The sequence below is a fragment of the Mesorhizobium sp. RCAM 05099 genome, assembly GCF_059683685.1.
The window spans coordinates 668,819-683,842 of record NZ_CM185035.1 but is presented as its reverse complement, the minus strand read 5'-3'; the positions used below and the strand labels follow the sequence as shown (position 1 = coordinate 683,842).

Annotated in this window: 11 protein-coding genes and 1 tRNA gene; 6 read left to right on the top strand and 6 right to left on the bottom strand. The window is 64.6% G+C overall.

The features are described 5' to 3' along the window. Positions 1–125: 125 nt before the first annotated feature. The 3 genes from AC56QQ_RS03285 to AC56QQ_RS03275 are packed head-to-tail and all read left to right on the top strand — an operon-like array spanning position 126 to position 5,951. The gene (locus AC56QQ_RS03285) at positions 126–1,187 is read left to right on the top strand and encodes an ImuA family protein (protein ID WP_497125544.1); all 1,062 of its coding nucleotides are present in this window, start codon (positions 126–128) and stop codon (positions 1,185–1,187) included. Then, positions 1,129–2,604: a DUF6504 family protein gene (locus AC56QQ_RS03280; protein ID WP_497125543.1), complete on the top strand. Its 1,476-nt coding sequence runs from the start codon at positions 1,129–1,131 to the stop codon at positions 2,602–2,604. Before AC56QQ_RS03285 ends, AC56QQ_RS03280 begins: the two co-directional genes overlap by 59 nt. Then, positions 2,601–5,951 (top strand): error-prone DNA polymerase, encoded by a 3,351-nt coding sequence (locus AC56QQ_RS03275; RefSeq protein WP_497125542.1) that lies wholly within the window; start codon positions 2,601–2,603, stop codon positions 5,949–5,951. The genes AC56QQ_RS03280 and AC56QQ_RS03275 overlap by 4 nt, the downstream gene beginning before the upstream one ends. A 319-nt stretch (positions 5,952–6,270) precedes the next feature. Here AC56QQ_RS03275 and AC56QQ_RS03270 read toward each other — a convergent pair whose 3' ends face one another. The 4 genes from AC56QQ_RS03270 to AC56QQ_RS03255 all read right to left on the bottom strand — a co-directional run bounded on the left by AC56QQ_RS03270 (position 6,271) and on the right by AC56QQ_RS03255 (position 8,944). Continuing rightward, positions 6,271–6,513 (bottom strand): Trm112 family protein, encoded by a 243-nt coding sequence (locus AC56QQ_RS03270; RefSeq protein ID WP_489858555.1) that lies wholly within the window; start codon positions 6,511–6,513, stop codon positions 6,271–6,273. A gap of 77 nt (positions 6,514–6,590) precedes the next feature. Next, on the bottom strand, positions 6,591–7,262 hold the full coding sequence (locus AC56QQ_RS03265; RefSeq protein WP_091575938.1) for an LON peptidase substrate-binding domain-containing protein: 672 nt from the start codon (positions 7,260–7,262) through the stop codon (positions 6,591–6,593). A gap of 95 nt (positions 7,263–7,357) precedes the next feature. Continuing rightward, positions 7,358–8,362 (bottom strand): thioredoxin, encoded by a 1,005-nt coding sequence (trxA, locus tag AC56QQ_RS03260; protein ID WP_497125541.1) that lies wholly within the window; start codon positions 8,360–8,362, stop codon positions 7,358–7,360. A gap of 84 nt (positions 8,363–8,446) precedes the next feature. Next, positions 8,447–8,944, bottom strand: a complete 498-nt coding sequence (locus AC56QQ_RS03255; protein WP_497125540.1) for a prolyl-tRNA synthetase associated domain-containing protein — start codon at positions 8,942–8,944, stop codon at positions 8,447–8,449. A 220-nt stretch (positions 8,945–9,164) separates the two neighbouring features. Between AC56QQ_RS03255 and AC56QQ_RS03250 the strand changes: the two genes are divergently transcribed. Together AC56QQ_RS03250 and AC56QQ_RS03245 are read left to right on the top strand one after the other, a co-directional pair. Next, positions 9,165–9,239: transfer RNA gene (locus AC56QQ_RS03250), tRNA-Gly, on the top strand. Positions 9,240–10,314: 1,075 nt separating this feature from the next. Next, entirely contained in the window at positions 10,315–10,476 is a 162-nt protein-coding gene (locus tag AC56QQ_RS03245; RefSeq protein WP_497125539.1) for a hypothetical protein, read from the top strand. Between the two features lie 583 nt (positions 10,477–11,059). Here the strand turns inward: AC56QQ_RS03245 and AC56QQ_RS03240 are convergent. Beyond that, the gene (locus AC56QQ_RS03240) at positions 11,060–11,821 is read right to left on the bottom strand and encodes a class I SAM-dependent methyltransferase (protein WP_497125538.1); all 762 of its coding nucleotides are present in this window, start codon (positions 11,819–11,821) and stop codon (positions 11,060–11,062) included. 163 nt (positions 11,822–11,984) lie between these two features. On the opposite strand from AC56QQ_RS03240, the gene AC56QQ_RS03235 reads away from it, so the two are divergent. Next, a complete protein-coding gene (locus tag AC56QQ_RS03235) occupies positions 11,985–13,229 on the top strand; it encodes a M24 family metallopeptidase (protein WP_497125537.1) in 1,245 nt (414 codons plus the stop codon). A 307-nt stretch (positions 13,230–13,536) separates the two neighbouring features. Here the strand turns inward: AC56QQ_RS03235 and AC56QQ_RS03230 are convergent, their stop codons facing one another. Further along, positions 13,537–14,973: an amidase gene (locus AC56QQ_RS03230; protein ID WP_497125536.1), complete on the bottom strand. Its 1,437-nt coding sequence runs from the start codon at positions 14,971–14,973 to the stop codon at positions 13,537–13,539. Between the last annotated feature and the right edge of the window lie 51 nt (positions 14,974–15,024).

Here is a 15,024-nt window from a genome sequence, read left to right as displayed (position 1 = left end):
GCGGCGGCTCCGGCATCCTCGAGGCAAGAAGGAATAAATTCCTTGTGACTCTGCTTGACTCTTGGGGCACCCTCTGGAATCTATAGGAACATAACAGGAACAATTGTGAGTGGAAGCTGACCGTCATGGCGATGACCGCCGTGGCGCGGGAGACTGTTTTTGCCCTGCGCCGCCAGATCGCGAAGATCGAGGGAACGCTGCCCGAGCGCCTGCAGGCGCTCGCCGGCGCGCCCCTTGATGCCGATGTCAGCGCCGATCTCACCCCCAACACCGATCTTACAATCGTCCGGCGCGGCATTGCCGCGGCGTTGCCGGATGCCTTCCTGCCCACCGGCGTCGAGCGGCTCGATGCCGCCCTGAGCGGCGGCCTGCCGAAAGCCGCCCTGAGCGAAATCCATGGCACGCAGACCCGCGATGCCGGAGCCGTCGCCGGCTTCGCGCTGTCGCTCACGAGCCTGATCCTCAAGCAGGCGCAGGGGCTGCCGGTGCTGTGGATCGGCACGTCGGAGATTTTCCGCGAGGCCGGCTTTCCCTATGCCAGGGGGCTTCGGGCCTCGTTCGGCATCGAGCCCGAACAATTGCTGTTTTCCGAGGCGCCAAAACTTGTCGATGCGCTGTGGGTCGCCGAGGAGGCCGCCCGGATGACGGCGCTCGCCGCCGTCATCCTTGAAATCCGCGGCAATCCGCAGCGGCTGGACCTGACCGCGACGCGCCGGCTGCATGCAAGGGCGCTAGGTGCCGGCCGGCCGGTGTTCCTGCTGCGGCAGGCGGCGGAGCCCGAGCCGACGGCGGCACCCGTCCGCCTCATCGTCGCTTCGGCGCCGGCAACACCACGCGACACCATCGCCGGGCCGCTCGCCGGCTCGATCGGCCGCCCGGCCTTCACCGTCACCATCGGCAAGAGCCGCACGGCCCTGCCTGGACAATTCACACTGGAGTGGAACCCCGATGAACGCGCATTCGACGAAAGAGCGGGCGACGAAAGAAGGGGCGAGGAAAGACAGAAAGAACGGGCAAAGAATCCTGTCCCTGTGGTTTCCCTATCTGGCAGCGGAAAGGATCCTGCGGCAGCGTCTGGGGCGGTCCTGGCGTTCCCGGCCGTCGGATCACCTGCCGCACCCACCGCTCGTGATCAGCCACCGCCAAGGCAACGCGCAGCGCATCTCGGCCCTCGACGAGCGGGCTGAGGCGCTGCACCTGAAGCGCGACATGGGCATCGCCGATGCGCGCGCCATGCATCCGTCGATCGATATCGTCGAGGCCGATCCAGACGCCGACCGCCGCCTGCTTGAAGGTCTTGCCGACTGGTGCGACCGCTACACCCCGCTGGTGGCGCTGGACAGTGCCGACGGCCTGTTTCTCGACATCACCGGCTGCACCCATCTGTTCGGCGGCGAACGCGCCATGCTGGACGACATCCTGTCGCGCTTCTTCCATCAGGGTTTTGATGTCCGCGCCGGGCTTGCCGCCACGCCGGGCGCGGCCTGGGCGGCGGCACGGTTTTCCGGCGACCGCATCGTGCCTTCCGGTGAGGAGGAAGCGCTGCTGGCGCCCTTGCCGTTGGCGGCGCTGCGCATCGAGCCGGCGACCCGCGCCAGCCTGGAAAGCGTCGGCCTGCGCACGGCGGGCGCGGTCATGGCCGCACCACGCGCGCCGCTCGCCCGCCGTTTCGGCGCCTCCTTGCTGCTGCGCCTCGACCAGGCGCTTGGCCGTCTCGACGAGGCTGTATCGCCGCGCCTTCCCGTCGCGCCGCTTTCGGTCGAACGTCATCTGGCCGAACCCGTCACCCTGACCGAGGATATCGAGCGGCTGGTGGGCATGCTGGCGACGACCTTGAAGACCGACCTCGAGCGTCGCGGCGAGGGCGCCAGGACGCTGGCGCTGCTGCTCTTTCGCGTCGACGGCGCCGTCAGCCGCATCGCGCTCGGCACGTCGCGGCCGCTGCGCGAACCGATACTGATCCAGAAATTGTTCCATGAACGGCTGGCCGCGCTCGAGCAGGACATCGATGCCGGCTATGGCTTCGATCTCGTCCGGCTCTCGGTGCTGGCGGCGGCCACCTTCGACATGCAGCAGGCCGACCTTGCCGGCGAGACGACCGACGACGGCGCCGATATCGCGCTGTTCGCAGACCGCATCCGCGCCCGGCTCGGCGATGGCGCGGTTTTGCGGCCGGTCACCGTCGAAAGCCATCTGCCGGAACGCGCCGTCGCCACGATCCCCTTCACCGAAGCCCCGCGCCGGACCACGCCGCCGAAGAAGCCCGACAAGATGCAGGCTCCGGTGACGGTCTTCCCGCCGGAGCGGCCGATCCGGCTTTTCCGCTCGCCCGAACCGATCGATGTGCCGGCCACCGAAATGCCGGAGGGCCCGCCGCTGAATTTCCGCTGGCGGCGCGCGCTCTACCGGGTCACGCGCGCCGAGGGGCCGGAACGCATCGCCGCCGAATGGTGGCATGAAGCCGCGAGCGACGAGGCAGCATCGACACGCGATTATTTCCGCATCGAGGATGCCGACGGCCGCCGCTACTGGCTCTACCGGCAAGGCCTCTATGGCGGCTCCCAGGTGCCGCCGCGCTGGTTCATGCATGGCGTCTTCGCATGAATGCGCTGACCGTCATTCCCTATGCCGAGTTCGGCATCCAGTCGAATTTCTCCTTCCTGCGCGGCGCCTCCAAGCCGGAGGAGCTGGTGGTCGCGGCCAAGCTCATGGGCTTCTCGGCGATCGGGCTTGCCGACCGCAACACGGTGGCAGGCGTGGTGCGCGCTTGGCAGCAGGCCAAGGTCGAGGCGCTTTCCTATCACCCCGGCTGCCGGCTGGTTTTTGGCGACGGCACGCCCGACATTCTCGCCTATCCGCGGGACCGCAAGGGCTGGGGGCATCTCTGCCGCATGCTCACCCAGGCCAATCTGCGCGACGAAACCGAAAAGGGCGCCACCCTTCTCCAGCGCGGCGATCTGCTCGAATGGGGTGACCTCATGTCGCTGGCGGTCCTGCCCGATCTGTTGGTGGGCGCGCAGGACAGTCTCGCTCTGCTTCGCCAGCTCAAGGACCGCTTCGGCAGGAACCTGCGGCTTGGCGTCTCGCCTTGCTATGCCGGCAATGACCGCTTCCGCATCGAGCAGGCGGCGGCACTGGCGGAGATCGCCGGCATCCCGCTGATGGCAACCAACGACGTCCTCTACCACACGGCGGAACGACGCCCGTTGCAGGACGTGCTGACCGCGATCCGCCTCAACACGCCCGTCGCCGAGGTCGGGCTGCAGCTGGCCGCCAATGCCGAGCGCCATTTGAAACCACCCCTGGAAATGGCCCGCCTGTTTCGCCGGCATCCGCAGGCGCTGGCCGAAACCTTGCGCTTCGCACAGGAGCTGACCTTCTCGCTCAGCGACCTCCAGTACAATTATCCGGATGAGCCAACGGAATCGGGCCTCGGCCCGCAAGCCGAGCTCGAAAGGTTGGCGCGGGAGGGAGCGACCAGGCGCTTCCCGGGTGGTGTCCCGGCCAGCGTCATAAAACGCATCGAGGAAGAGCTCGCTCTGATCGAGCGTCTCAACTACGCGCGTTACTTCCTGACCGTCTACGACATCATCAAATTCGCCCGCAGCCAGAACATCCTCTGCCGGGGCCGAGGCTCGGCTGCCAATTCGATTATCTGCTTCTGCATCGGCATCACCGAGGTGGGGCCGGACAAGATCGATACGCTGTTCGAGCGCTTCATTTCCGAGGAGAGGAACGAGCCGCCCGACATCGACGTCGACTTCGAGCACGAGCGACGCGAAGAGGTCATGCAGTACATCTATACGAAATACAGTTCCAAACGCACCGCGCTTGCCGCCGCCGTCATCAGCTATCGTGGCCGCTCGGCGCTACGCGAAGTGTCGAAGGCGATGGGCCTTTCGGAGGATGTCCGGGCGTCGCTGTCCGGCTCGATCTGGGGCTGGTCGACCTCGGAACTCGGCGAGAAGGAAGCCCGCGCCGGCGGCCTCGACCGGACCGACCCCACATCGCGGCATGTGATGGAGCGGGCCAACGAGATCATGGGCTTCCCCCGCCACCTCTCCCAGCATGTCGGCGGCTTCGTCATCACCGGGGACCGGCTCGACGAGATCGTCCCCATCGTCAAGACGGCGATGGACGAGCGCAAGATGGTCGAGTGGGACAAGGACGATCTCGACGCGGTGAAGATCCTCAAGGTGGATGTGCTGGCGCTCGGCATGTTGACCTGCCTCCAGCGCGCCTTCATCTTGCTTACCGACCACTATCCGAAGGCGCGGGACCCCTATGGGCAACCCTATGTGCTCGCCACCCTGCCGGCAGAGGACCAACGTGTCTATGACATGATCTGCCGCGCCGATACGCTCGGCGTCTTCCAGATTGAATCGCGCGCGCAGATGTCGATGTTGCCGCGACTCCGGCCGCGAGATTTTTATGACCTTGTCATCGAGGTGGCGATCGTTCGGCCGGGTCCGATCCAGGGCGATATGGTCCATCCCTATCTGCGCCGGCGGCAAGGCAAGGAGAAAGCCGAATATCAGAAGGCGGAATTGAAAGAGATCCTCGGCAAAACGCTCGGCGTGCCGCTGTTCCAGGAACAGGCGATGAAGATCGCCATCGTCGCCGGCGGCTTCAAGCCGGGCGAAGCCGACGAGCTGCGCCGCGCCATGGCCACCTTCAAGCGCACCGGCACGATCGGCAATTACCGCCAGCGCATGATCGACGGCATGGTCGGCAAGGGCTACACGAAGGACTTCGCCGAGCGCTGTTTCAAACAGATCGAGGGCTTTGGCGAATATGGCTTTCCCGAAAGCCACGCCGCCTCCTTCGCCCTGCTCGTCTATGCCTCCTGCTGGTTCAAGACCTTCTATCCCGACGTGTTCTGCGCCGCGATCCTGAACTCGCAGCCGATGGGATTCTATCAGCCGGCCCAGCTCGTCCGCGACGCGCGCGACCATGGCGTCGATATCCGCGACGTCGACGTCAATTTCTCCGTCTGGGACTGCACTTTGGAAAAAGCGCCTTTCGACCCGGCCCGCATCCTCGCGCGCCATGCCGAAATGCGTGGCGTCATCAAAACAGATTACGCGCTGCGGCTCGGCTTCCGTCAGATCAAGGGCCTGTCGGAGGAGCGCATGAAGATTTACGTCGCCAGGCGTGGCGACGGCTACGAATCCGTCAGGGATATCTGGCTGCGTTCCGGCCTCGATGTCGACGAGATCGAAAGGCTGGCGCAGGCCGACGCCTTCCGCTCGCTTGGCCTTGACCGTCGTGAGGCGCTATGGGCGGTGCGCGCGCTTGACGGCAAGAGCGCCGCCGAAAGGCTGCCGCTCTTCGACCAGCCGGCGGTCCGCCTGCGCGAGCTGGAGCCGGAGACGAAGCTGCCGAAAATGCCGCTCGGCGAGCATGTCATCCACGACTACCGTTCGCTCGGCCTGTCGCTGAAGGCGCATCCGGTTGCCTTCCTGCGCGAGCGGCTCGACCGGGCCGGCGTCACACCCAATGCCAACCTGCCTTCAGTGCGCGACGGCAGGCGGGTCTCCGTCGCCGGGCTTGTCCTGGTGCGGCAGCGGCCCGGCAAGGGCAACGCGATCTTCCTGACGCTGGAGGACGACAAGGCCGTCGCCAATGTCATCTTCTGGGAGAGAACCTTCACCCGCTATCGGCCCATCGTCATGGGCGCGCGGTTCGTCCGGGTCACCGGGAAATTACAGTCGGAATCAGGTGTGATCCATATCGTCGCCGAGAAGATCGAGGACCTGACGCCCTGGCTGACCGTGCTTCTGGAGAAGGTCAGCGAGGCCAGACCGTTGGCCGCTGGTCCTCCGGCCCCCAAGGAGGGACCGGATCGCGATGGCCGACCCGCGCCGCGGAACGCACCGATCGGAAAGGATCTCGCAACGCTGTCGGAAGAAGCGGAGAGGGTCATGCCCAAGGGGCGCAATTTTCAGTAGGCGTGGTCCACGCTTTCGGCACCCAACCTTCGTCATCCACGGGCGGAGCAGGAGCGAAGCGACGTCGCGAAGACCCGAGGATCCATGCCGCGACATCGATCAAAGAATACCACGGTCCTGAATGGTAACTTCATCCCACGCCTGTGGCAGCCACCTCTCACCGTGCCACGTGTCGCGCTACACACCGAAGGGAAGAAGCCCTCCATTTTGGCCCGCCTTCGTGTGTCACATGCGTCACGGCATGGATCCCAGGGTCTCCGCGACGCCGCTGCGCGGCTGCTCCGCCCTGGGATGACGAAGTGAAGGATGGCTCTGCCAATTACGAAGGCCCACTCAAACGCGGCGGGGACAGCACGTCCTCCACTGACAACGTCCGCGCCTCCGAGGGCAGCATGATCGGGATGCCGTCGCGCACCGGATAGGCGAGCTTGGCGATCCTCGATATCAGCTCGCCGCGCTCCGGATCCCAGGTCAACGGACCCTTGGTCAGGGGGCACGCCAGCAGCTCCAGCAGCTTGGGGTCGACATTGACCCTCTTCCCGTCCCGTCCGTCCGCCGCCATCGTGTCTTCTTCTCAGTCAATTCAGGCCTAGGATGTAGAAAATTCCCGTTTGCAGGCCGGCTGAATATCGGCGCATCTTACTGCAGGCTCGAGCCGAAATCCTCATTCTCGCGCGCCAGCGCCATTTCGGTGATGGCGATCAGCGTCTCGGCCCGCGTCTTCAGATCCGCCGCTTCGAGCAACGCCTGTTTCTCGGCCGGCCCATAGGGCGCCATCATTGACAGCGCGTTGACCAACATGGCGTTTTCGGCCCGGCTGACACTTTCCCAGTCGGCTTCCAGGTCATTGGCCTGCAGATAGGCGCGAAATGCCCGGAGCAACGAAGGCCGGTCGATCTCGCTGGCCGCCTGGTCTTCATGGAGATCGGCGAGAAAGGGAGCCGGCTTGCACTGGCGAAACGGTGTCTTGACCGTCAATTCATGGGCGATGCGGAACCGGCACACGCCCTGCAGCGAAATCAGGTAGCGGCCGTCACCGGTCTCGGAAAAGGCGATGATGCGGCCGGCGCAGCCGACATTGCAGAGTTCCGGCTCGCCATCGGCGCGCAACGCGCCATCGAGGCTGGGCTGGATGATGCCGATGAGGCGCGACCCGGCAATTGCCTCGTCCACCATCTGCAGATAGCGCGGCTCGAAGATGTTGAGCGGCATGCGGCCGCCCGGCAAGAGCAGCGCTCCGGCAAGCGGAAAGATCGGAATCGTCGACGGCAAATCCGTATCCAGCCGGTAGTGCGCGTTTCCCGCTTGCACCTATTCCTCCGATCGCTTCATCGAGAAGCGCCAATTCCCGTCTTATCTGGCGCGGTCATCGCCGACCGCAAGCCCATGCGGCAAACAACCGCCGCTCAGGAGAACAGCAGCGACGACAGTTTGCGCCGCGCCGCCAGCGTCGCCTCGTCGGTCATGCCCCATGCCTCGAACAGCTGCAGCAACTGCGTCTTGGCGCCATCGTCGTTCCACGTCCGGTCGGCCTTGATGATGGCCAGCAGATTGTCGGCCGCCGCCGTGCGTTCACCCCTGGCGTTCTGGATCATGGCGAGATCGAAGCGCGCCTGGTGATCCCCAGGGTCTTCGGCCAGGCGGCGCTCGAACTCGGCCGGATTGCCAAGCGCTGCCGCCTGCACCGCCAGCGCGATCCTGGCGCGCAGGGCTGCCAGCGGCGGCGCGTCCTTCTTGGCCTCCGGCGCTGTTGCCAAAAGCGTCTCGGCGCCTTCGGTGTCGCCGGCCTCGAACAACAGGTCGCCCAACCCGGCGATCGCCTCGATCGTCTCCGGCGCCTGAGCCAGGATGGCGTCGTAGATATCGGCGGCCGTCTGCATGTCGCCGGCGTCGCGCGCCTCGGTTGCGGCTGCCGGGGCTTCGGCCACCGGCGGCGCGCCATTGCCCTTGCCGCCCACCTTGGTGATGAATTCGGCGATCTGGCTCTCGGGAATGGCGCCCATGAAGCCGTCGACCGGCTGGCCGTCCTTGAAGGCGATGACCGCCGGGATCGACTGGATGCCGAGCTGGCCGGCGATCGAGGGGTGGTCGTCTATGTTCATCTTGACCAGCTTGACCTTGCCGCCGGCGCCCCTGACGGCCTTCTCCAACTGCGGGGTCAGCTGCTTGCAAGGCCCGCACCACGGCGCCCAGAAATCGACCAGCACCGGCTGGCGGCGCGATTCCTGGATGACATCGGCGGCAAAGGCGGCGGTCGTCGTGTCCTTGATGACATCGCCGGCGGGGGCGGCGGGGGCGCCGCCAAGCGCGACTTTCGCCGGCGCGGGCGCGGTTCCACCATACTGCACGGTGGTGGCGTACTGGCCGCCATTGCCGCCAAAGGGGCCGCCAAACGGTTTGTTGTCGCTCATCTCTTTACCCTTCCATGGCACGGCCAGCCGACGGCCCTGCGCCACATCCCTTGAAGCATCGATTTCAAGCCATCCATGTGGCGATCACGCGGAGACTTTCAAGATAGCAGCATCGTGCCCGGTTGCCTCGACGAATTTGATCAGGTCCGCCGCCGCGATCGATGTCGTCGCCTCATTGGTCAGCGGATGCGCGTTGATCACCGCATGCTCCATCAGCGCCCTGTCGAGAACGACCTTGACCCTGCCCGCCGTGTCGTTGATCAGGCCAAAGACCGTGACGGCGCCCGGCACGACGCCGAGCAGCTCCATCAGCATCTCCGGCCTGCCGAAGGAGACACGGCCGGCGGCGCCGATCTCGTGATGGATCTGCTTGAGGTCGACGGCCGCGTCCTCGCCAACGGTGACCAGGAAAAAATTGTCCTTCTTGTCCTTCAGGAACAGGTTTTTGGTGTGCCCACCGGCGATTTCACCGCGCAGCGCCTGCGAATCGGCAACCGTGAACAGCGGTGGATGGCGGCGCGTCGAGGCGGCAATCCCGAGATCGGCGAGAAAGCGCATCAATTCGGCTTCGGTCTTCGGCATCGATTTTCTTCTTCGTCCCGTTTCCTGCCATGCCGTTTACGGCCAATGCTGCGGCCGACACAAGACCGTCATGCGACATGATGGCCGACGCGCCCGCCACATAGTGCCGGCGGCCTGCCGGCGTCGCCCGCCGCGTTGGAAAAATGCCTGATATTTCCCTGTTGCAATCGCCGCGCTCTTCAGCCATATAGGCCCGGCTTGCGGCCAAGACGCCGTGCGAGCGGGTGTAGCTCAGGGGTAGAGCACAACCTTGCCAAGGTTGGGGTCGAGCGTTCGAATCGCTTCACCCGCTCCAGTTTCCTTCCAGGGAATCAAGCATTTACGAAGAAAGGCCGGACATCGATCCGGCCTTTTCGCTTTTCAGGCAGCACCTGCGCCTTTATCCCGCCGCCGCAGGCGGACCCGACAGACGCACGCGATTGTTTCGGTTTGAAGTCCAGAAGCGGGCTTAGCTGGCCAGGGCGTGCCCGATGCGAATGCCGAGGGGAACATTCTTTTCGTCGCGAAGTTCTGAATTTGCCTTGGTTTAACTCCCCGTGGCCAAGGCTCGGAAGTTGCCTCTACAGCTTCCACAGCCCGTCTCGGTGTGGGGGCAAAACTACCCGAGACGGGCTGACCAACCCCACATCGGCTTCTGACTGCTTGGCTGCGGCGGACGCATCGGTCATTGCCGCCTATTGGGCCGACATCTGGCGCGCGCTGCGAAGTGGGTGAACATTCGAGCGGAGGGCCAAGTGGCCGAGGTCCCACCCCCCGGATGCGGACTTCATATTCGCCTGGTTGGTTAGATGCTCTGCGTCTTCTCGCGGAAGGCCAATGAGCACTCTGCCGGACAAACTTGCCGGCATCTCGGAAAGCAGATCATAGACCAGCCAATTGTCGGCCGGATCTTGCAACGCAATGAACCTCATATGGGCCTCCATTGCTGGCGAGGTCCAATTTAGATGGGATCCAGTTTGTGCCGCCCTCTCCATTTGGATAGTGATCGTTCGGCCATTGGGTCGAACTTCGGCGGTCATAGCTTCCGGGCTTGGCCGCAAAGCTGATTGCCGCAAAGGCGTCCGCTCCGTGCGGGCCGGGCGCATTTTCGACTGCTCACCCTCCAGATCCTCACAGGGAGGGATGGGCAAGCCCATGGGGCCTGGGTGGCGCCGAAGCTGGCGCGCCACTCACTCGTAGGCGAAATGGCCGGTGCGGTTGGGGGTCTCTGGGCTGCGCACCACACCGGCCACCGCGGGAAGGGTTTATGTCCCCCGCTTGCTTAAATTACGGTCTATTAGCCACCATGCAACTAAGCCTATCGGCGACACAGAGCCGTAGGGAATGGCTCCCTGGACATGTTGCGGCGTTACGCTTGGGTGCGCTCGGCTATGGCGAACGCCTGGCTGACCGATCCCGACCCGGAACACCTGATGAAGCCGTTTCCAGAAGAGCTGATGACCATGTGGAAGATCGGCCGCGACGTTGGCAACCCGCGCAACAACCGGCCCGATCTGCTCGACGAGGTGAAGGACGACCTGTTCGACCTGTAGGGCGGAGATCTATTGCCGCAATTCAACGCTCGATCACATCGGATAACGTTGCGTTCCACCCCCATTTCAACGCCGGGGTGGCCTCTATATGTCGTCGCGGGTCGAGAACCGCCGGCGATGATCTGCACCGCGACACGACGTGACCAGACGGCCCATTTCGCGACCTGATGCTCCAGGCGGATACTATCCAACACACCGCCCAACACACCGCGTTGACTTCCGGAGCCCTTTCGGCCTGGGACAGATCGATGAACTGGATCAGCAACTGCAGAATGCCACCGGCCAAGGAACTTACATGGGCGACGGTGCCGACGGCGGCTACTACCCGCACGGCTGACGAATATACGCTCCGCCGGCGTGAGTAGTAACGATCAAGCCTTCCGCAGCCTCACGCCGCCCTGATGGGGCCTGCGTTTTCTGCCAGGGTGCGAAACCGAAGAATCGCGGATGAAAATGGCCGGCGCCAGTTGGGCGGGGGTGGGCTTGGGGTGACGCCGGCCAAGCGGACATTACATCCGCCGCAATCGCAATATGCGTCAGCCGGCCGGGGTGCGGTTATGGCGTGATCGCGTACTGCGGTTGCTCAGCGTTTGATCCGGATGCCGATCCCCATGACTCTGTCGGAATTGGAGTGAAACAAAAATTCATGGAAATCAGCGCGTCCCAATTCCTCGATCTTCAGCTCCCTCCAGAATTTCGGGATCGTATCGTCTCCACAAAATCGATCGTTGATATCGTGGAACATGCAGAGGCGCGCCTGCCGACCGACATTTTGGTAGTCGCGGGCAACCCATTCGTAGGAGTGATCTCCATCGATAAGAACGAGGTCGAATATCTCATCGGCGAACGCGTCCGACGTCTTGCCGGCAAGAAACGCGACGGGTGTCTTGAAGACGATGCGCGCGGAAGCCGGAAGGGTGGACGCAATATCGATGGTCGTCGCCTTCAGGCCGGGATTGAGCCTCGACAGACATGCCGTCATGAAGGAAAAGGTGAATCCGTCGCAAGTTCCCACTTCAAGAAAGCTGACGATCGGTTGGCTGGCCAACAGCACCGTGGCTTCCGCCAGTTGCCTCGGAATCTGCCACAAACCGGGCGCGTGGAAATTCATGTCCCTGACATCCTCGCCATACAGCCCGCGCCGGTCGTAGCGCAGGCCAATCTGGCGGATTTTCGCCTCGAGAAACGTGCTGCTTGAAAGCGCCTCGCTTTTGGCATTTTCAATTTCTCGAATCACCCGTTCCAGCTTGCTGGTCGCCAAGCGCGAAGTGAGTGCATAAATCGGCTTTTTGATAAGTTGCTTGAGTGAGGGCATTTGCAGATCGCGATCCTTGGAGCCTCGCATGCATAACACGCTCCATGACCTGGCAAAGACCAGGAGCCTTTCCTTCTCCGCTCCGGCCCTGTGAAATCATTGCTCGCCGGTAGGTTCCTGCTTGCCGGTATTTGCCACTTGATCGTCGATCCCTGGAATGCTCCGTTGCCGCTTCGGACATCCGGAGAGATCCATGACGGGCTTTGTCGACCGCCAGCGCGCGGCGCATTTGATGGGACGCGCCAACATCGATGCGCTGGTGCTGTGCGCGCCCGAGGCATTCCATTACGCGACCGGCGTGTCGATCGGCCCGGCGGGCCTGTTCCGGCGGGCCGGCGCCGGCTTCGTCGTTGTCCCGGCCCGGCAAGACCTGCCGATCGGTGTCGTGGCGGCGGATTTCAACGCGGCGCAGCTGCAACGGGCACTGCCGGACGCTGTGGTGCGCGGCCACCCGATCTGGATCGAATCCGCGACGCTCGACGCCTCGACATCCGGACAGGGGTTGGCGCAACGCATAGAGGCCGGTCTGGCCTCATTCGGCCGTGAGCCGGACTTTTCCCGGCCGGCGACGTTCGAGCTCGCCAATTCCGTCCACCAGCTGAAGCAGATACTGGCCGGGTTCGGGCTCGACCGCGCGACGATCGGGGTCGATCTCGATTTCATTGCCGCCGCCGATTTCTCAGCCATGCAGGCGATGCTGCCGGCCTGCGCGATGGTCGACGGCTCGCCGGTCCTCGACAGGTTGCGGGCGATCAAGTCGCAAGGCGAGATCGACCTGCTGCGGCAAGGCATCATTCTGTCGGAGGCCGGGCTGGAGCGGCTGCTGGTGGATGCCATGGCCGGCATGCGCCAGGCGGATCTCATTGCCCTCTACCGCGAAGGCCTCGCCACCGCCGCGGCCGGACTGGCCCATCCGGTCGCAACGGCCGAATATGTGACGCTCGGCGCCCGGGCCAAGGGTGCCGAAGCCAAGGCAATGCCCGGCGATCCGCTGAAGTGCGACATGGTCTGCACCGTCGGCGGCTACGCTTCCGACATGTCGCGCAACTTCACCTTCGGGCCGCCATCCGCCGAGCAGGCCGAACTGCATGCGATCGCCGAACGGGCCTTCGAGGACGGGCTCGCCGCGCTCGTCCCCGGAACCGCGCTCGCCCATGTGCATCGCGTGGCGACCGAGAGCCTGGCACGGCAAGGCCTGCGCTCGTATCGCCGCGGTCATTTCGGCCATGGCGTCGGCCAGTCGGTATTTTCCGAGCAATGGCCGTTCATCTCGACCGACAGCGAGGTCGTGGTCGAGGCCGGCATGGTGCTGGCCTTCGAGATCCCGCTCTACATCGACGGCCTCGCCAGCTTCAACCTCGAGGACCAGTTCCTGATCACTGGGGATGGGCCCGTTGCCATGAACCGCCTGCCGAGGCGGCTGGAAACGATCGGATAGCGAGGGGCTTCAAATCTGCACCCTGAAGATCAGTCGAGGCCCCTTCACCTTCGTCATCCACGGGCGGAGCAGGAGCGAAGCTCCGTCGCGGGGACCCGAGGATCCATGCCGTGACCTTGGCCGAGGAGTGCAGCGGAGCAGAATTCTGGGCCGCTGAAACGCTTTGAAGTCGCGGCATGGATCCTGGGGTCTGCGCCGCGTCGCTACGCTCCTTGCTCCGCCCCAGGATGACGAAGCGATGGGCGATTCGGCCAATCTCGAAGTCATGCGATTGCCGTTGAATGATCAAACCTTGCCTTGCCGAGCACTAAGCGCTGATCGGCGGCCGCCGATTCTTCCACGGCATCTCCTGCTCCAGCTGCGCCGACGCGGCCAGCACCGTCGCTTCGTCGCCATAGCGGCCGATGAGCTGCACGCCGATCGGCACGCCGCCTTTCGACCAGCCGAGCGGCAGGGAAATCGCCGGCTGCCCGGAAATGTTGAACGGGAAGGCGAACACCGCGTCCGTCCACTTGGCGTTGTAGCGGTCGATGTCGGTTTCCGACATGTCGTAATAGCCGAACGGGCGCGGCAGCTGCGTCAGCGTCGGGGTGACGAAGAGATCGTAGGCCGCGAGATCGCCGACGATGTCGCGGCCGACCTGCCTGAGCTGCTCGACATCGGAGATGTGGCGGATGCCGCTGGTCGCGCGGCCGCGCTCGATGATCGCCCAGGTCACCGGCTCGACATCGCCTAGCGTCACCGGCCGTCCAACCACCGTTTCAAGATAGTCGAACGTCGCCGCCGTCTGTACGCAGGTCATGTTGGTGTAGGTCTTCCACACCGCATTGGCGTCGAGCGGCATGTCGTGTTCCTCGACATGGTGTCCCAGCCGCTCGAGTGCCGCCACGGTTGCCAGCACCGCCGCCTTCACGTCCGCGTCGATGGACGTGCCATTGGGCGGCGTGACGCAAAAGCCGATGCGCAGCGCCCTCGGCGCCCGCGCCGACAGGCTGAGCCAGCTGCCATCGGGAACCGGCGGCGTATAGGGGTCGCCCGGCAACGCACCGGCCACCGCGTCGAGATAGGCCGCGGTGTCGCGCACCGTGCGCGAGCAGCACAGGAAATAGGCGCCGCCATACCAATAGTCGCCGAAGGGCGCGAGGCTGACGCGGCCACGCGACGGCTTCAGCCCGACGATGCCGCAGCAGGAGGCCGGAATGCGGATCGAGCCGGCGCCATCGCTGGCCTCGGCGATCGGCACCATGCGCGCGGCGATGGCCGCGGCGGCACCGCCGCTCGAACCGCCAGGCGTGATGCCCTCCTTCCATGGGTTTTTCGTCGGGCCGTAGAGTTTCGGCTCCGTCGTGATCGACCAGCCATTCTCCGGCGCGTTCGACTTGCCGACCAGCACCAGCCCCGCCACCTTCATGCGGCGGACGACTTCGGTGTCGAACTCGGCAACGACGTCTTTCAGGTAGAAGCAGGAGTTGGTGTTGGGCGCCCCGGTCCAGGACGAAGCCAGCTCCTTGAGCAGGAACGGCACGCCGGCGAAGGGTGCTGATTTGTCGACCGTCCCGGCCTGGGCGCGGGCCATGTCATAGAGGCGGTGGATGACTGCGTTGAGCGCGGGGTTGAGCCGCTCGACCAGAGTGATCGCCGCCTCGACCAATTCGGCTGGCGAAACCTGCCCGCTGTGCACCAGCCCGGCCAGATCCAGTGCGTCGGATTCGGCATAGGTTTTCAACAGGCTGTCGGTGACCATGTCTCTCTCCCAATTTTTCCATGTCCACACGCCGGGCTATCGCTTCGGCCA